Raw genomic sequence first — 18,985 nt, 5'->3', positions numbered from 1 at the left:
CGATCGATTTTAATTAGAGGTTATTATGTCTAATATTAAACCATGTCAATTAACTCAAACAGGATTTCAAAGATTTACTAATGATTTGGCTTTGCTCGGAAAGAATGATCATGAAATATTAGAAATTGTAACCACTCCTGAGGGGAAAAAGTCCCTTACTACTATAAATCAGGGCAATTTACTCATGCGATTTATTAGATACATCAAGTATCTTTTTGGCTACCTACCCAGTGATCAAAAAATGGTATCTTTAGCACTTGCCATTTTTCAAAAACACTTTAACTTCATTAAAGGTTCAGAAACAAATGCTTTGAATATTCTAAAAAAGCTGCAGTTATTTACAAAAATAGACAATGAATTAACAATAAACTTTCAAACATTTTCTGTATTTGTACGACGATACAAAGAACGCGTTGAAGAACTTGCCCAACTCAATAATCCTAACCGAAGACAAGTTAGAAACTATGCTAACACAATCAACCGCGAAGAGTGGTTTAGTCCCAATGGTAAAGATACAGCCCTGATTGCCAAAGATGGAACCACTATTTATCTTCATTCGACATACTTTAAAAACGCTACTTTTCTTGATGGAGTAGAGCTAGAAGAAGGTCAGGGGCCAGAAGCATCAGGCTCTGACATAAAGTATCGTATAGAGTGCCCCTTATTTTCAGAAGATGTTTTTAATAGCTTTGTGGATTACTTAACGGATCAGCACTTATTACGTTCTATGAATGAAGAAAAGCTACTTGCATTATATAAATTTGCTGACTTCTTGGGTCATTCTCAGCTAGAAAATGCTTGTGCACAGGCTCTTTCTCACAATTATCATCCAGAAAATCATATTATTCCATTTTTAATGTCTCATAATTTACGACCAAATAATCCCTTATTAGAGCGCACAGCTCAATCAATCAAGTATTTATGGGAGTGCTTATCTGAAAACCCATACTGTCTAAAGATTAACTACAATGTCTTTCTTGAGATGGTTAAAATGCAAATCACCAACACCAACGTAATAGATGCTTTTATGAAAGCTCTACCGTTTATTGGTAACGATGAAAACCTTCCCAAAATACAGCAAGAGCAAATTGCTAATCTTATCAATTTATTAAAAACGAAACTAACAGCATGGCCAAAAGTACATCCAATAGATCAACATATATCTAAGAAAATTTTTATACCTCTTCTGCAATGCATGCATGATCTCTTTAACACAAAATATAAATCATTCATAAATACATTCATTTTAGCGCCACCAAAGTACGGGATCAACGCTCCAACCATTCTACTTTGCGCCTTATTTACGAATCATTCTGTTCAATCTGTCCAATCTGCTCTCCTTAAGGAACCTAATATAGCACAAAACGTACAATTTTTATTAGAGCATGGAGCAAATCCAAACAGTGATTCTTTCTTACCAGCAGCAATCCTTTCTCAAAATGGTGACTTAATAAAGCTACTACTTAAGTATGGAGCTAATATTAATGAAAGTCGATGGTCGGGGCTAACTCCTCTAATGATTGCAGCTCAAAACCAACAATATGAGATTGTGCAAGAACTTTTGCAACGAGGAGCAAATATAGATGCAACAGACCAGAAAGGCCTCACAGTCATCGGTAGACTTGCTAATCAAATACGAAGTCCAGACTATCGATACCCCTCTACTGATCACACCCCCGAAGAGATTTTGGTAATGATACAAGAATATCAAGCCAGAAACCAAGCTATAAGATCTTCTGAAGAAAGTTTGCCTTGCGGCAATGGCATCGCAGACGAATTGCTTTAAATTGCGCTTTCAGCGCAGCACCATAATGCAGGCCTTCAGCCTGCAAGGTACCCTAAAATGTCACCTATGGCGTTGCCATAGGCTTTTATAAGCCAGGCTTTCAGCCTGAAAGTTATATACAAACAAGTTCAATAATTGTTTGTATATAACTAATAACAGGATATTCTCCATAAATACTTGATCTTATTTTTAAGATTTATAAAAAATTTACAATTAAATGCAACAATAGGTGTAAAATAAAAAACTTATACAATAAACAGATCCAAAATCATGAGATTTAATCTATCATCTAAGTGCCTTTGCACAAAGAATATTGTAAAAAAATATTTATAATTAAATGCATTAATGGTATTAGTTAGGAAATAAGCAAAAAGGTCTTAATCATGGAATTTAACATTATAACAACTATAGATGGCCAACACGCCTATTTCTTAAAAAGTAATGAGATTAAAAATACCTATCATAGCCCCCCTACGGACACTATAAGAACTTATAATGGACTTACATATATCGTTTATAAATTATTAGCCTTTATTGGTATAGGTCCTGGGATTATAGATCTGCAAACACAAGATCACAAATGGGTACATCTTGATCAGACAGCACTTATTGCATGGATTAACACAAGAAACCTTGCTAGTAGCGAAATCACTTCTCAAGACACAGAACAAACCATTAAAGTAGCGCTGCATAACTTTCGAGTAGAAGTACAATCAACGCCGCCCCCACCTCCTCCGCCACCGCCCCCACCTCCTCCTCCTGATACTCCTAAATATGTTGATCTAAGCTTGCCCACACTAACTACATATATCAATGAACTATTAACGCACCACGATGTAAGGGAACAAAAGAAAGGTCAGCTTTTCCAAGAAGCACTAAGAGCAAGAACGGAGCGTTTTGCTGGATTTACAGGAGGCGATCCTATTGAAACCGTGCAACCAGATCGTGCTACTTTGGCACAATATGACATCGCAAAACCTTTAACCTACCTTCAAACAACTCTAACTCCAAAAGCACCAATATCTACTACTAAAAGTGAAGTATATGATTATAAACAAGGCGACTCCCTAAATAGAACTTTCTGGGTTGATTTTGCTAATGCACACTTAGGAGGAGGAGCTCTTAGCCACGGCTTTGTTCAAGAAGAAATTATGGCTCATGAAATGCCTGATTTTGCTGAACTTCTACTAATGAATCGAGAAAAAAATAATCTCTCAAGAAGTAATCTAAAAACGCGTGTACCAGTTAAAAAAGGTGTCGATGCAGAAACGGTAGGCAATGGGAACCCTACTCCCTTACTTATTACAAATTTGCGAAGACTTGGAAAAATAGATGGCTATGGAAAAGAAGCCTTAATATCAAATAAAGCAAAATTTACACCTAATGATAAGTTTCCACAAGAAGTTAATCTATTGGCAATGGCAGCTCCAAATCTCTTCCGTGATCGTAGACCCAATAAAGAGAGGCATGCGGATTTCGATACCAATAAAGACTTATTTAACACAATGGTTGCAGGCTTTAGCCTGGCTAAACAGAATGCAAACCATCAAAATAAACCCTGCACTATTTGTACAGGAAAATTGGGTTGTGGTGCATTTCAAAATGATTACCGCGCAGTTTATGTACTTCAAATGCTTGCAGCTCAATATACAAAAATTGATGAGATCAATTTTTATGCATACAGCGCTACTGAAGCACAAGAATCAAAAAATTTATGGAATGCAATCTGTACAAAATACAACGCAAATAATCCAGCAACCCTAGAAACTATCATTAAAGAGCTCGGTACGATGATTGCTGCAAATCCCTTGCCGCAAAGACCATAACCTAAACTTCTTCTTGGAAAATGAGGGAGCCTATGCGAATGTGCGAGGCTCCTTCTTGCAAAGCAAGAACAAAGTCAGAAGACATTCCCATAGAAAGGAAGGCAAGCGTTCTTTGAAACTTTTGCTTCCAATACTCTTGAGTATGCTTAAGATCTGCAAAGCACTCTTTGATGATAAGTGGATCTGCATTTTTTGGCGCCATTGTCATAAGACCATCAATAGAAACATTTTCCAGCAAAAAGCACTTATCTAAAATCTTTTCCCATTCTAGAATGGAAAGTCCATGCTTCGTGCCTTCCCCCGATATATTTACTTGTAAAAACACATGTGTGAGTAAATTCTTTTGCCTGCTTATCTCTGCAATTTTTTCTAAGAGTTCTTGCGTATCTACAGCATGAATAAGCGCTACAGCACCTACAACCTTGTTGACCTTATTCTTTTGAAGTGTTCCTGTAAAATGCCAGCGAATATCTTCTGGAAGAAAAGCCCTTTTTTCTAAAAGCTCTTGCACCCGGTTTTCAGCAAAATCTCTGCACCCTTCGTTATATGCCTCTAATATTTTATCTACTGATTGCCCTTTACTAACGGCTATAATACATACAGAAGAGGGATCTTTTCCAACCAAGGCAAGTGCATTATCAACTTTTTTCTTAACCTCTCTATAATGAGTCATCGTGCAAACACTTAGGCTCAGACATAATTTCTTTAGAAATAATCATCTCTGCAAACTTAGATCTCTTTTTTAAAACTTTCTTTTCTTCAAGATGAATTGTCTTTTTGGTAGGTAAAACAAGCTCTTCCCTCTCCTTTTTCTTTACAGAGGGCGTATCCTTTCTTGAAAAATAGGAAAAGACACTCTCATCCTCATAATCATCTTCTTCTTGAAACATCTCTTCACGATAATGCGTCTCTCCTAATTGAGGTTGATCTTCTCTCTTTTTTTCCTTAAAGATCCCTCTTAATAAAGGCATCAACAGTACTAAAATTGCGATCGCAATTCCAAGAACTTCAAAGACTATCATCCATCACCTTTAGCAATAGAATTTCGCATATGCGTATCTGCCTGCATGTTTTTAATACGTGTATAGTCCATGACACCCAAATTACCACTTCGAAATGCATCTGCAATAGCTGTTGGAATAAGGGCTTCTGCTTCAACAAGCTTTGCTTTATTTTCTTGCTCCATAGCAACAGCCATAGCTCGTCTTTCCTCAGCTTTTGCCTGGGCGATGCGTTTATCAGACTCTGCGCGATCAGCCCTGAGCCTTGCACCAATGTTTTCACCAATATTAATCTCTACAATATCGATGGAAAGGATTTCAAAAGCTGTTTGTGCATCTAACCCTTTTTCAAGTACGAGTTTAGAAATACGCTGCGGCGATTCCAAAACATCTAGGTGCGTCTCTGCAGATCCAATAGAATTTACAATACCCTCTCCAACCCTTGCAATGATTGTCTCCTCTGTTGCACCGCCCACTAACTGCTGTATGTTGGTGCGCACGGTAACTCTTGCCTTGCAAAGCAGCTGCACCCCATCTTTTGCAACAGCCGTAACAAATTTCCCCTGCTTTTCCTCTGGACAGTCGATCACTTTTGGGTTTACAGATGTTCTTACAGCATCTAAGATGTCCCTTCCTGCAAGATCTATTGCCGTTGCCTGGCGCCATGTAAGTTTAATATTTGCTTTATCTGCAGCAATCATAGCCCTTACAACATTTTCTACTCTTCCTCCCGCCAAAAAGTGCGTTTCCAAGTCAGCAACAGTAATATCTTTTATTCCTGCTTTGAATGAATTAATACGCGCATTAACAATAAGTCTTGGAGGGATTTTTCTAAGACTCATTCCAATGATATTAAAAAGTGCAATGGGCGCTCCCGACACAAACGACTGAAACCAAAATGCAATGTATTTTCCGATAATAGTAAGGATGATGATAGCGATGATTGCAACAACTATCATGAGAAAATAATACTCCACAAATACTCCTAAAAAATTTATTAACCTGAGTTTTGACTTTGAACGACGAGGTGAGAGCCCTCTCCTCCAATTACTTTTACTTTCTTTCCTGATTCAATATAACCAGAAACAGAGAGCGCTTGCCACTTTTTTCCATCTACCAAAATATGTCCTGCTGGCTTTAAGTCAGAAAGAGTCGTAGCTATTTTTCCAATTGCATCTTTTGAAAAACCACTTGCACTATACCCCGCTTGATCTTTACCAAGATAGATGCCTACACCCTCTTTTGACTTTCGAATGCGCGCAATTGCCAATTTCACAACCAATCCAAGTAGGATACAAGAGCCCAAAAAGAAAAAGAGCGTTTCTACAAATGTATTGTTGATAGCAAAGTAGACCACAGAAAACAGCATGAGGCAAGCGCCCAATATTCCCAAAACCGCCCCTGGCAAATAAAATTCTACATAAATTAAAAAAATGCCAATCAATGCAACAACCGAAGAAAGCACTTGCGAATTCATAAAATCCTCACAATCATGCGGCTTCCATCAAAGCGAACAAGTTCTATCCTTGTACCTTTTTCTATAAATCCGCCCTCACTCATTGCATCAAAAACCTTGTCGTCAAACATAACCTTTCCAGAGGGACGAAGAGGAGAAAAAGCGATCCCTATAGACCCTAACCTTGGACCTTCTAGCACATTAAACCCTGCAACATAACCCTGAGAGCTTTCTTGCTCGCCAGAATGAACCAGTCTGCTAAACCTTGATACTCTTGGTAGCACAAAACGTGCTAACAACCCAATCAAAATAACACCCACGACAAGTGTTCCTGCAAGCCATCCTAATCTTTTTAAAAAAAGCTCTCCTGTAACTGTAAGCTCTCCTGGCACACTACTAAATTCAAATGAACCAATCTGTGGAAGCATCATAAGAAAAAGACCTGCTATTGTAAGCACGATACCTAATATGCCCGGTATGCCAAAACCTGGCACCACAAAAACCTCTATTGCAATAAACAGAAGACCAAGAAGAAGGATGGTAAGTTCTAACCAGTTTACAGCTTGTACAGAAAAGCTAGATAATATGATGAGCACAAGACAAATAACGCCAATGGCCGCAGCAAGACCAAAACCTCCAGAGCTAAATTCGACATAAAATCCCATCAACAGCCCTAAAAAGAGGAGGGAGGAAACAAATGGCTTTGCAAGGAATGCAAAAAATGCGCTCTTCCAATCCATCTCATAGGCAACTATTGTCACATTAGGTATCGCTTTAAAGAAGGGATATTGAAATAAAAGCTCTTTGGAAGAAGGCCACTTGCCTTCTTCTTTTTCACTTTCAGTAATAGGTATAAGCTTTGTTGGAAGCAGCTGAAAATCAGCAACATGATACTTAATGAGCTCTTCTGAACTCATGGTTAAGAGCTTTCCTTTACCATTGATGACTTCATCGCTGGGTAAAATTTGATCCTCTTTTTCAAGCTTTGTAATTACGCCTTCTCGAACTACCAAAATGACATCTTTATCTACCATAGCTTCTGCAAGTAAAGGATTGCGCTCAAAAAAGCGCGCTCTATTTGCAAGGTCTGTACGAAATGCAGAGTTTACCTTTTCGGAAGCTGAAGTAAGCTCACCAGATGCAGATGGGATCACAGGTTCTGCTGCCCCCATGCTAGCATCTTTAGTAACGCCAATAAAGCGACAAGAATAAGCAAGCAGGGCTCCTGCAGAAATTGCCCAATTATCAATAAATGCAACGACAGGAATTTCATAATTGATATCGATATCTCGAAGAGCATCTGAAATTTGCTCTGCACTAAAAAGCTCTCCTCCTGGTGTGTTTAGGTCCAAGATAATGAAAGCAGGCTTTATCTTCTTGTATAGCTCAAGAGAGGATCTGACATAAACCCACGTGGATTGATCGATCTCACTTTTTTTGTTGATGCCAATGTATCCAACAACATTTGGGCCATTTTTATCATATTTAATGAAGTGCGCAAGTTGATCGTTGATCGGCTCAACGCCCTGTAATACATATGCAAAGCATAAAAATAAACAAATAAAAAAATGTTTTATACACATAATCCATCACACAAGATATTGATCAATATAATCACAAACCATGTTACTTGTCTTCTCTAGATTTTCACGAGTATGGACTATAGAAACAAAGGATGCCTCATGCTGAGAGGGAGGAAAGTAGACCCCTCTTTCAAAAGCATGGCGAAAAAAATGTGCAAATCTTTCTAAATCAAGATCCTTTGTATCCTCTGCACAAGTAATCTGAGTCTTACCAAAAAACAGAGTAAACATAGAACCGACCTGTTGAAGGCACGCAAGTTTCCCTTTAAGTTTTTCTTTGATAGGCAAAAGCAATAGATCCGTCTTTTCTTTCAATTTTTCATAAAAACCAGCTTCTTCTAATAATGTCAGCGTTGTAAGGCCTGCTTGCATGGCTACAGGATTTCCTGATAATGTACCTGCTTGATAAACAGAGCCTTGGGGTGCCAAGCAATCCATAATCTCTTTTTTTCCACCAAAAGCTGCTGCTGGAAAACCTCCCCCCATAATCTTGCCAAAACAGGTAAGGTCTGGTTTTATTGAATAAATATCTTGCGCTCCACCATAAGAGACCCTAAAACCTGTGATGACTTCATCAAACACAAGCAGTGCACCTATTTTTTTTGTCTCTTCTCGAAGTAGACTAAAAAAGCTCTCATCTCCCGGAACTACTCCCATATTACCTGCAATAGGCTCTACAATTACAGCTGCAAGATTTTTTTGAATTCTTTCCTCTTGAAAGCATGTTTTCAAGGCTTCTTTGTCATTAAAAGGTAAGCAAACAGTATTTTGTATAACATCTTCTGGTATGCCAAGAGAGGATGAAGCCAATTTATTTTTGAATAATCCAGACCCTGCTTTCACAAGAAAAGAGTCATTATGCCCATGATAATGCCCTGAGAATTTGATGACAATGCTGCGTCCTGTATACCCTCTTGCAAGCCTTGCAGCGCTCATAGTGGCCTCTGTTCCAGAAGAGACAAAGCGTATCTTTTCAACGGATGGAACTCTTTGAATAATCTTTTCAGCCAGATCTGCTTCCACTTTTGTTGTAATACCAAAAGATGTCCCTAGCTGCATTTTCTCATAAGATTTGCTTATCACCTCTGGATGAGCATGACCCAAAATCAAAGCGCCCCAAGACCCACAATAATCTATGAATGCATTTCCATCCACATCTACAATCGTATCACCTTTTCCTGACGCAACCACCATAGGAGGTATTCCAAGACCATGAAAAGCCCTTACAGGAGAATTGACACCTCCTGGAATTAATGAACAAAGTCTAGAATAATTTTTTTTGCTTAAATCTCTCGTCAATTCAGGCATTTTTCTCCCCCACAAAAAATATTTATTGATGCAAATCTTTTTTTAGCTTATACATTCTGATTTATAGCTAAACAACTTTACAAACAAAGGTGGTTGTTATGATCACTCAAACATTTATAATCAAGTTGAAAGAAGAAGATAAGAGCAGATTATCTTTTGATAAAACTCTGTATCAACTTCTTTCTACAAATAAAGTTTCTGCGCGCTGTATGGTTCGAAGGGATACAAAAGAAAAAAACTCCTGGACAATTATAAGCGATTGTCTGAAACCGAAATAATTATACTTTTACCATTGTCTCTAAAGGGCGTTTCTTTTATACCTTAGACTTTGGAATATATAAGTATAGTATTATTTTTAATGAAAACCCCTTTTCAGAATATTTTTCAGGCCTTGGAATCTTTTTTTTATTCTATTGGCCTATATGTCCTTATGACGGCGGAATCCGTGTGGATTCTAGTTACTAAACCCCCTTCTTGGGCGCTGATTCGTGATCAGCTCTATAGTATCGGTGTTCTATCACTACCTGTTGTTGCTATCACTGGTTTTTCAACAGGTCTTGTTCTTGCTGCACAATCTTTTTACCAGCTCTCAGACAAGGGACTTGCAGGTGCAACCGGAGTCATGGTTGGAAAAGCTATGATGACAGAGCTGGGCCCTGTACTCACAGCTTTCATGGTCACTGGAAGAGTTGGATCTGCTATGTGTGCAGAAATTGGAACTATGCATGTAACAGAACAAATCGATGCTCTTCGCTCAATGGCTGTAAACCCCATTCAATGCTTAGTAACGCCGCGAGTTGTAGCAGGCACTTTTATGCTACCACTACTCACCCTTTTTAGCACGCTAACAGGTATGCTTGGGGGTTATCTTATCTCTACCTACTATTTTGATATGGCACCTGTCACTTATTTTGGTGGCATGCAAATCTACATTACTCGATTTGATTTTTTAAGCGGCTTTATCAAATCCTTTTTATTTGGTATATTCATCAGCACCATTTGTTGTTATAAAGGAATGAATACCAAAGGAGGCGCTGCAGGCGTTGGAGAATCAACAACTAATAGCGTTGTTGTCTGTTATTCTTGCATTTTGATTTTCAATTTTTTACTTACCGTTGGCTTAAACACTATTCGCATCTGGTTTTACAAATGGTCATGATTTCAGCAAAAGACATTTGGAAAAGCTATGGCAATAACAATGTCCTAAAAGGGCTCAGCCTCGATGTTGAAAAGGGTGAAACCGTTGTTATTTTAGGCAGATCAGGTGTTGGAAAAAGCGTTTTGCTTCGCCAAATTATGGGACTTGAAAGGCCAGACAAAGGTACTATCATCGTAGATAATGTTTCAATTTGCGAACTAAAGGGAGCTACATTATATAAGTCTTTGAGCCAAATGGGAATGCTTTTTCAAGGAGGCGCTCTTTTTGATTCTATGACAATTGGTGAAAATACTGCTTTTTATTTAACACAACACGGTGATCCTTATACCAAAAAAAAGCTGTCGGAAGATGAGATTCAAGAACGTGTTAAAACAGCGCTTTCCATGGTTGGCTTAAAGGATACGGAGGATAAAATGCCCTCAGACTTATCTGGAGGCATGAAAAAACGAGCTGCCCTTGCTAGGCTAATCGTTTATCGTCCAAGTATTTTGCTCTATGATGAACCCACAACTGGGCTAGATCCCATTACTGCAATGCAAATTAATGAGCTCATCGTCCAAACACAAAAAGAGCTCAATGCAACAAGTATTGTTGTAACACACGATCTTCGCTCAGCTATGACTGTAGGTAACCGTATTGCACTACACCATGAAGGAAAAATTGCTCATATTTCAGAAAAAGAGCTGTTTTTGAAAAGCGAAGATCCTTTAATTAAAAACTTTTTACAAGATGCCCTGCTTTAGGAAATAAAATGACTGAAAAAGCCAAAACTATTTTGATTGGATGTTTTATCATCATAGCTTGCCTTGCAACAATTGGAGTCCTGCTTTTCTTGCGTCCATCTGTCGGTGATGGTAAAAAAAAGCTATATGTATGCTTTACTAGTATTGAAAAAATTCAAATTGGTACAAGAGTCACTTTTGCAGGACAAGCTGTTGGTGAAGTTATCGCTATCGACCCTATTTATGATGCAAGAAGCCAGCCAACTGGCCGCTATGGACATGTGTGTTTTTATGAACTTGAGCTTGCAATTGACTCCCATACAGTAGTCTACGATACAGACGAAGTTACTGTACACACTACAGGGCTACTTGGCGAGAGAACCATTGCTATCATTCCAAGAGCTGTAAAAAAAGGACAGCCCTCATATCCTGTTACAGACCAAATTATGTATGGTAAATCGGGAGATCCTGTAGAAGAAATGCTCAATCAGCTCTCATCTATTGGGAACAAAGCGGGAGAGACATTTGATCAACTAAGAGAGATTCTACAGCAAAACAAAGCAGAAATTCCACACGTACTAAAATCTATTCGAGAGGCTGCCTTTCAAATTAGAACAAGCTTTGCAACGATCAACGCATCTCATGTAATTGAAAACTTAAACGAAACAATCCACTCTATAAAAGAGACATCTAAACGCTTTGACATCTTCTTAGGAGCTATCAATGAAAAAGAAGTTGTTTCTTCCCTTTCTAAAATTGCAAAAAATATATCGGAAATTACAGATGCCATCAATAGGCCAGAGGATTTACAAACTATTGTCTCAAATATAAGAGAAGTCAGTAACTCTGCAAAAGAACATTTTCCAACAATTTTACAAGATTTTAGAAGAATTGCATGCAATGTAAGCAATTTTTCTAGCTCCATGTCACCTACAGGCTCTATTGGCAAGCTCTTTAAAAACGACGAGTTTTACCTGCAAGTCACAAACCTCATGTCCAAAGCAAATATTTTACTAGCTGATGTCAACAATTATGGTGTTCTTTTCCACCTCAATAAAACATGGCAAAGAGAGCGCATGATTCGCATGAACCTCTTGAGTAAACTTCGCTGCCCAGAAGCCTTTACTCTTTTCTTTGATGAAGAGATGAACCGCATTACGCTCTCACTTTCTCGTATTGAAATGAGCTTAAGAAAAGCTGCATGCAGCAGAAATTGTAATGCTATCTTTGATAATAAAGAATTCAACTCCGATTTTTCTGAGCTCTTACAACGCCTAAATGATGTGGAAGAGACCTTGCAGATTTATCGCCAGCAGTTTATAGAATCAAGATTGAGATGTAATAGTTCTATATGCGTGCCTTAGGAGAATACATTAGATGAATCCGCTCCCCTATTCCAACCTAAATAAGGGTACATTTTTGGTTGCATCCCCAGATTCAGAACCTGGCTTATTCTCTCGAGCAGTCATCCTTCTCTGTGAGCACAATAGTTCCGGATCTTTTGGCTTAATTATCAACAAGCGCCTTAATCTAGAGCTACCAGAAGAGCTTTTAAATTTACAACAACTTGCCAACTCAAAAATCAACATACAAGCAGGCGGTCCTACACAAACAAGTCAAATGATGCTCTTGCATTCCTCTAACAAAATACCTCATCAGTCCATACATGTTTGTGATGGAGTTTATCTAGGGGGTGACTTGCAATTTTTACAAGAGGCCGTCAGCAAAGAGGATGGACCTAATGTAAAGCTCTGTTTTGGCTATACTGCGTGGGGACCTGGCCAACTTGAACGAGAGTTTTTAGATGGAGACTGGTTTTTAACACCTGCAAGCGAAAAACATGTCTTTCATACGCCCCAAGAAAAAATGTGGCAATCTATATTAAGAGAGATGGGCGGTCAGTATGCAACACTCTCCATGATTCCAGAAGATCTTTCATTAAATTAATAACTCATGTTAGCAAAAATAATTATGTATTGAATTATTAATATATAATCATTACAATCGTGACCCATTTTTTAATTCAATTAAGGTATCTTTATGTCTATATCTCCTATACCTCGTAGGTCTCACTACACACATAATCAAAACTCTCCCTACAGCAAAGAAAACTCTTCTTGCAGCAGAAGAAATAACAATAATGGTGATAGGGGCGGAATGATAAAAACAAGATTCACTACACCCTCTCCCGAAAGAGCAGACACAATAGCCATTTCACCTCAATCTAAACCAAAACAATCATCTTTTAGAGAAGAAGATCTTTCATTTGGCGAATTACTTAAAAATGGAACTTTGAAGATAGAGAAGAACCCTGATGTGCGGTGGGCAAGTGAACACCCAAATATTTTTTCCAGACTTACTCGAGCTCAAAATTATACCCAAGTGCTTTGTGTTTTAAAAAAGACAGTAATCAATCATTATACCATACCCCATCTTCTATCTAATTCAAAAATTCCCTGGATAAAAATTAAAAATTTTGCACACTTTATTTTAAATCAAAACCTAGATTATACCAGCCGCAAAAACGCACTTCTTCATGCTGTTTTAAGAGCAGAAGAAGCAAAAGATCATAAAGCCATAGCGATTTTCTATAATAAAATGGAAGGATATCGTATTAAGGACGTCAAGTTAGTTTTAACTTTTATTAACATAGCAACAAACGAAAAAATGTTTGCTATTGCAAGAAAAGCATTTTCTTATGCTAAATGTTCAGATTTTATAAATGAAGAAATTTATACATCCTTTATAAATGCTTTGGAAGCAGAAACTTTAAATCTTCCTCATACATTTTACCTTTATAACGATCCTACAGCCTATATTCATGAAATTGAAGATATTTTTCAAGATGCAATTGCAGAACTAACTTTCAGAGAATTAACAGAGGAATGCCCCGATGCTAAAGAGCAACGCTCCTATGTATATGAAAAATACCTTAATATATGCCTTCTTTTACGTAATTTTAAATATGCTCACATAGGTTATGAAACTGCTTTAGAAAGAAAAGATACTTCTACAGCCCTCCATTCTCAGTTAATGGGCATTTCAATGCAGTTAATGGGATTTCAAGAGACCAGGAAAATTTTCACTAATGCTTTGAAGGATGAAAAGATGGATAAAGTGGAAATGTGCAAAGTATTTGTTGAGATGGTTAAAGCAATTACAAGATATTCTGACAAAGACCTTACAGATATCTACCTCGAATCCATGATGGCATCAAATAACTTTGAAGGGACCAAAATGCTTTTTGAAATGGCCTTAGAAGATGAAAAAGCAAATCATCTAAAAATGCGCGAAACATTTATGCAAATAGCACAAAAGCATAATGTCTTCGAAATAACGCCATCACTAATAATAATGGAAGAAGCTCTTCTGCAAGAAGAATAATCTATACCAAAACACATTATAAATTTATTTAACTTCTTTCGAAACTACAATCCCGTGCCTCCGCCTGTGCCCGCCCTTTCCCGATTAATTTTTGCGTAACATGATTTATACACAAACAAGTTCAATAATTATTTTTTTAACTTGTTTGTGTATATATATCCAAAGCCTTGTGCTTCCAAATACGAAATAAATAATGCAAGTAAGCTGCAGCTTGCATTGGGTAATTGACTTTGCGCTCTAAGCTATCAGCAATTGCAGATTGCACTATCTTATGCGCACAACACCAACAATCTTCGTCCGTAATTTCTATGGAGAATATCCATTTCTTTTCCACTTCTTTAAATGCCCTTAAAATCGACTGTAAATAGATGTGATCTAAAACTATCTTAAATTCAGAATCAAGCTGCTCTCTTTTAATAAAAATCATTCTAAGTTGATTAACTTGATCTACACTTAAAGAAATACCTTCGTTACGGATATGACAGAGCATACCACAAACCGACCTTTTAATCTCCTCTATCGTGGCCTTATTTTCATCAAGTACTCTACAAAAATGAGTTTCAGAGTCATAAGACTCCATTACTAATGATTCAAATTGGCATAAAATTTTCTTATGTAAATCATCTAAAGAAATACCTACATTATCATCTAAAGCCTTTTCTATCAGCTCATGAATAAGTTCAACATCTGCCAAACACCCCCTCTTAGGGGAATAGATAAGATCTTTTTGATCAATAAAATAAAATTTTTTTGGAGAGAAGCACTCAGAGATAATCTTAACTACATTACAAGCATCTGTAAAAATGCGTTTCTTAAATTTAGTATAAGTAGGTGTTTCAAAATAGGCTACTCTTACTGCTAAGACAACAGGAAGCATCAAAGAGCCATTTATCTTGTCCTCCTGACAAATTTTATCCATAAAATCATTTAAGCTATCTTCTAAAAGAAGTTTTTCTATCTCCTTATAGATATATCTATAGGCCTTATATTCCTTATCTAGTTTTTTCCAATCTAAAACACTTTTAGCCCAACTAAACCCAAATTTTTCTTGAGATCCATCTTCCTCTATTTGGCCATACCTAAGATCACAAATTAAATTATCCCCTCTTAAATATATTTTAGGCATAGACTTCATCGTACTATTCCCTTCCGTTTTATGAACATTTTTCTTATGACATAAAAAACTCAACAATTTTCCAGAAGAATTTATCTGCTTTAGTATATCGACTGTTACATCATATCTTTCAGTAATATCCTTAATTTTTATAAAGATTTGCTTATTTTTTATAACATTTTCTGTAAGTCTCAGGTACTCATGCTCACCTGCTCTAAAGCAAATTGTTTTAGTTATCTTAAACACATAGCAAGTTATCAAATGCACCTTTTTTTCAAGGCTACCTTTTATATCACGCTTCCAAACTTCTATAGAAGACTTTTTCTTTACAGTCGGTAGTAGTAAGGCGCGATAACGATTTGTTTCACATAAAGTCACCATCTTATACTAACCATTATTTTTTAAAAAAGAGGCTTCATAAATAGGTATAAGGTGTGAGTCTTGCTTACAAGGATTTGGTCTCCTTAAAAGCGCATGTTCTGCAGGGCTTGTCCAAAATGAGTCTTGATCGCCTTGGATCATAAAATGAGGAGAGGATACACTTCCAACATTAGAGAGGATCAACCTTTTAACATCTACAAGAAAAGCAGATGCATACACCTGAAAAAGTAAAGGGTGCTCAGCATCTAAATCCACCCTCAACGAAAGTTCTTTAAAAAGATAAAGGCTTGCAGCAAGAGCCTCAACATAAAAGCGCAGCCTTTCTTGGGAAAATTCTCTCTTATAATCAGAAAGGTTATTAACTCGTTTTAAAATATTTTCAGCCTCTCTTATTGCCTCTTCTGCAAGAGATGTGTGCCAATTTGGCCTAAATGCCTTTAGCCAGGTTTCTAAAAACAGGCAAGGTGCTCTATCATACCAAAGACATTCTGCAGCCATCCATAGACTACAATCAAGCAGGCTTGTGCGAAGAGGAACATCATTTGTTAAAGCAATAAGGCCTGCAAATGGATGCCTATACATGTGAACTATAACCTTTTCTAAAAAATTAATCCCAAGAACTGGCCAAAGTCCCTCCCCTTTTTGAATACAACCTATATTAGCCAGAGGAAGTAGTTTTGTAGATGAACAATCAGGACTTTTTCTAAGCTCATAAAAAAGTGGATGCAACTGCTCTTTTTCCAAAACAGATATATAAGACTCTGCAGAAAACGCAATGATTGTATTAAATGATGCTTCATCCAATAAACGCTGAATCCATGAGGAAATCATCCCTAAATAGAACTTAGAAGTCGAAAGAAAATAAATAAGCGGAATTTTAAATGTTTCTAAAAGCTTTAATTCTTCTACAATAAGCTCATAATGTGTGTGATCAGCACCATTTACATGTATCTCAAATCCCTCTCTAAGATGCAAACTATCCCAAAAAAGATAATCGACTTCTTTTAATAGAAGCTCTAGTAAACACATATTTTCTTGTAATAACTTTACAAATAAAGGATCTAATGGGCAGATCCCTTGCTCTTTTTTAACGGACAGAGCAATAACAACTTTTAATCCATAGCTTTTGATCTCTTTACATATATTTACAACTGCTTCCATCAAACAAGGTACTATATTTTCTACAGCTCCTTCTAAAGAGCCAATTACAACTGCATTAAACCCAAGTTCTATTGTTCTTTTGCAAAAAAATGATAACAACTCCTCTTCACAATCAATGAAGCGAGAAATCCCAAGAAAAAAAAGAGGTGTTAGCTGATAGCTTTTTACAGATGAAGTCCAAAGAGGTCTTAAGCTAAAGCGCGGTGTGTGCTCTCCCAAGTTTTCAGCCAAATGGCCTGCAAGAAGAGCTTTTGCCATTTGTGAAGAGCCATAAAATGCACCCAATTTTCCATTACCAGTAACTTTAAGCATGCCATCTACACATTCTGATAAAAAGATATCCTCCCTCTTTTCATTTTTATCACACGAGAAAAAATTCATAAAAGGTAGCAACGCATACTGTTCATGCTCTTTCCAAAACTGTTTAGCAAAAGACTCTTTCAAAGTAATTATTTCCTCTATTGACCACTACTCACCCAAATGATTAAATAGCGTTTTACTCTTAAAAATCAAGGTATCAATGTCTGACCTACTCAATACAGAAAAATTAGAGCCTCTTCTTACTCCAAAAGAGCTGTTTTGCGAATACCCTCTCTTCGAAAAGGAGCGACATTTTATCGCAAACGCAAGAAATATAATTCAAAGCATTCTTTCAGGCGAAGATAAACGCTTTCTCATCATTTTAGGTCCTTGCTCCATTCATAATATTCATGCAGCCAAAGAGTATGCTTCAAAGCTCAAAAAACTTGCAAGTAAGGTCCATTCTCACATTTTTCTTGCCATGCGCGTCTATGTAGAAAAACCAAGAACAACCCTTGGCTGGAAAGGCCTTCTCCACGATCCTTACCTCAATGGCTCGCATGATATGAATGCAGGCCTTCGCTGTGCAAGAAACCTTCTTGTAGACCTTGTAAAAGAAGAAGTACCCTGTTCCATGGAATTTTTGGAGCTTATGAGCGCAAACTATTTAGCAGACCTCGTCTCTTGGGGGTGTATTGGTGCAAGAACTGCAGCATCACAACCGCACAGACAAATAGCGTCTCTATTACCCATGCCAGTAGGCTTTAAAAATGGAGTCGATGGTAATTTACATGTTGCAGTTGAAGGTGCACTTGCAGCGAAATCCAAACATGCCTTTATGAACATCAACGAAGATGGTAGAATATCTCAAGTCCACTCAAAAGGTAATCTTCACTCGCACATTGTATTAAGAGGAGGTGGTGGTCGCACTAATTTCGATCCTTACGCAATTGCCTATGCAGTATCTCTTTTAAGGGACTCAGGCCTACCAGAAAAGCTTCTTATCGATTGTGCGCACGGAAATTCTCATAAAAAACATTCCTTACAGCAAAAGGCTTTTCAATCCGTTCTAAAGCAGATAAGTCTAGGAAATGACTCGATTGCTGGAGCTATGCTTGAAAGCAACCTTTATGCAGGCTCTCAAGAACATAAATCAGGAAAAGAGCCCCACCCAGCCATTTCTCTAACAGATCCTTGCATCGACTGGGAAGAAACTGAAGAGCTTGTCATGCGCGCTTATGACACTCTTTTAAGCCATACGCAAGTTAAGCATGGGCCTGATTTAGCTTATTCATTATTGCAGTAAATGCAGCAGGTAATGCCTCGGTAAAAAAGTTCTCTACTGCAGTAGAAGCAGGAAGAATGACATTTTCACGCGTCCATTTTCTTCTTCTTTCCATATAGTCTCCAACAGGAACTAACACCGTATCATAAACCCATTTAGGAAATGTGACAAAAATAGCTTTGGCAACATCTGCAATCCTTCTTCCAACAGGCACTAAAATATAATCATGCAACCATTTAGCAATTATTTTGATCTTCTCTCCAACAGGAACTAATACAGTATCATAAGCCCATTTAGGAAATGTGACAAAAACAGCTTGAGCAACATCTGTAATCTTTCTTCCAACAGGTACTAAGATATAATCATGCAACCAATTGGCAATTATTTTGATCTTCTCTCCAACAGGAACTAACACAGTATCATAAGCCCATTTAGGAAATGTGACAAAAACAGCTTGAGCAACATCTGTAATCTTTCTTCCAACAGGTACTAAGATATAATCATGCAACCAATTGGCAA

At 37.4% G+C, this 18,985-nt stretch carries 17 protein-coding genes; 8 read left to right on the top strand and 9 right to left on the bottom strand.

Annotation, left to right across the window (positions count from 1 at the left end):
• Positions 1-25: 25 nt before the first annotated feature.
• Both P4L16_08505 and P4L16_08500 read left to right on the top strand, forming a co-directional pair.
• On the top strand, positions 26-1,786 hold the full coding sequence (locus tag P4L16_08505) for an ankyrin repeat domain-containing protein (protein ID MDR3625158.1): 1,761 nt from the start codon (positions 26-28) through the stop codon (positions 1,784-1,786).
• 383 nt (positions 1,787-2,169) lie between these two features.
• Positions 2,170-3,612 carry a hypothetical protein gene (locus tag P4L16_08500; GenBank protein MDR3625157.1) on the top strand — a complete coding sequence of 481 codons (1,443 nt, stop codon included), beginning with the start codon at positions 2,170-2,172 and terminating at the stop codon, positions 3,610-3,612.
• 1 nt (position 3,613) lies between these two features.
• Here the strand turns inward: P4L16_08500 and P4L16_08495 are convergent, their stop codons facing one another.
• From P4L16_08495 to hemL, 6 genes are read right to left on the bottom strand one after another with little or no spacing between them, the layout of a single operon-like run.
• Positions 3,614-4,285, bottom strand: coding sequence for a YggS family pyridoxal phosphate-dependent enzyme (locus tag P4L16_08495; GenBank protein MDR3625156.1), 672 nt, complete (start codon positions 4,283-4,285; stop codon positions 3,614-3,616).
• The gene (locus P4L16_08490; GenBank protein MDR3625155.1) at positions 4,272-4,634 is read right to left on the bottom strand and encodes a hypothetical protein; all 363 of its coding nucleotides are present in this window, start codon (positions 4,632-4,634) and stop codon (positions 4,272-4,274) included. The genes P4L16_08495 and P4L16_08490 overlap by 14 nt, the downstream gene beginning before the upstream one ends.
• On the bottom strand, positions 4,631-5,590 hold the full coding sequence (gene floA / locus P4L16_08485; protein MDR3625154.1) for a flotillin-like protein FloA: 960 nt from the start codon (positions 5,588-5,590) through the stop codon (positions 4,631-4,633). The genes P4L16_08490 and floA overlap by 4 nt, the downstream gene beginning before the upstream one ends.
• 20 nt (positions 5,591-5,610) lie before the next feature.
• The gene (locus tag P4L16_08480) at positions 5,611-6,090 is read right to left on the bottom strand and encodes an NfeD family protein (GenBank protein ID MDR3625153.1); all 480 of its coding nucleotides are present in this window, start codon (positions 6,088-6,090) and stop codon (positions 5,611-5,613) included.
• Positions 6,087-7,652, bottom strand: coding sequence for an NfeD family protein (locus tag P4L16_08475; GenBank protein ID MDR3625152.1), 1,566 nt, complete (start codon positions 7,650-7,652; stop codon positions 6,087-6,089). The genes P4L16_08480 and P4L16_08475 overlap by 4 nt, the downstream gene beginning before the upstream one ends.
• Positions 7,653-7,658: 6 nt before the next feature.
• Entirely contained in the window at positions 7,659-8,960 is a 1,302-nt protein-coding gene (gene hemL, locus P4L16_08470) for a glutamate-1-semialdehyde 2,1-aminomutase (protein MDR3625151.1), read from the bottom strand.
• A gap of 430 nt (positions 8,961-9,390) precedes the next feature.
• On the opposite strand from hemL, the gene P4L16_08465 reads away from it, so the two are divergent.
• From P4L16_08465 to P4L16_08445, 5 genes are all read left to right on the top strand, one after another.
• Complete coding sequence (locus P4L16_08465; GenBank protein ID MDR3625150.1) at positions 9,391-10,119, top strand: ABC transporter permease; 729 nt, start codon at positions 9,391-9,393, stop codon at positions 10,117-10,119.
• Positions 10,110-10,862, top strand: a complete 753-nt coding sequence (locus tag P4L16_08460; protein ID MDR3625149.1) for an ATP-binding cassette domain-containing protein — start codon at positions 10,110-10,112, stop codon at positions 10,860-10,862. The genes P4L16_08465 and P4L16_08460 overlap by 10 nt, the downstream gene beginning before the upstream one ends.
• A gap of 8 nt (positions 10,863-10,870) precedes the next feature.
• Positions 10,871-12,205 carry an MlaD family protein gene (locus P4L16_08455; GenBank protein ID MDR3625148.1) on the top strand — a complete coding sequence of 445 codons (1,335 nt, stop codon included), beginning with the start codon at positions 10,871-10,873 and terminating at the stop codon, positions 12,203-12,205.
• Positions 12,206-12,218: 13 nt separating this feature from the next.
• Positions 12,219-12,788 carry a YqgE/AlgH family protein gene (locus P4L16_08450; protein ID MDR3625147.1) on the top strand — a complete coding sequence of 190 codons (570 nt, stop codon included), beginning with the start codon at positions 12,219-12,221 and terminating at the stop codon, positions 12,786-12,788.
• Between the two features lie 93 nt (positions 12,789-12,881).
• The gene (locus P4L16_08445) at positions 12,882-14,225 is read left to right on the top strand and encodes a hypothetical protein (protein ID MDR3625146.1); all 1,344 of its coding nucleotides are present in this window, start codon (positions 12,882-12,884) and stop codon (positions 14,223-14,225) included.
• A 136-nt stretch (positions 14,226-14,361) separates the two neighbouring features.
• On the opposite strand, the gene P4L16_08440 is transcribed toward P4L16_08445, so the two are convergent.
• Together P4L16_08440 and P4L16_08435 are read right to left on the bottom strand one after the other, a co-directional pair.
• Positions 14,362-15,720 (bottom strand): hypothetical protein, encoded by a 1,359-nt coding sequence (locus P4L16_08440; GenBank protein ID MDR3625145.1) that lies wholly within the window; start codon positions 15,718-15,720, stop codon positions 14,362-14,364.
• A 6-nt stretch (positions 15,721-15,726) separates the two neighbouring features.
• Complete coding sequence (locus tag P4L16_08435; GenBank protein MDR3625144.1) at positions 15,727-17,325, bottom strand: hypothetical protein; 1,599 nt, start codon at positions 17,323-17,325, stop codon at positions 15,727-15,729.
• A 76-nt stretch (positions 17,326-17,401) separates the two neighbouring features.
• Here P4L16_08435 and P4L16_08430 point away from each other — a divergent pair, with 76 nt between their 5' ends.
• Positions 17,402-18,487: a 3-deoxy-7-phosphoheptulonate synthase gene (locus P4L16_08430; GenBank protein ID MDR3625143.1), complete on the top strand. Its 1,086-nt coding sequence runs from the start codon at positions 17,402-17,404 to the stop codon at positions 18,485-18,487.
• On the opposite strand, the gene P4L16_08425 is transcribed toward P4L16_08430, so the two are convergent.
• Positions 18,447-18,985 (bottom strand): hypothetical protein (locus tag P4L16_08425; GenBank protein ID MDR3625142.1); only part of this gene is annotated, 539 nt, incomplete at its 5' end. The genes P4L16_08430 and P4L16_08425 overlap by 41 nt on opposite strands.

The organism is Chlamydiales bacterium, assembly GCA_031292375.1.
GTDB lineage: Bacteria > Chlamydiota > Chlamydiia > Chlamydiales > VFKH01 > JARLHF01.
Note: the sequence above shows the minus strand (reverse complement) of the source record. Positions and strands in the feature narration are given on the sequence as shown.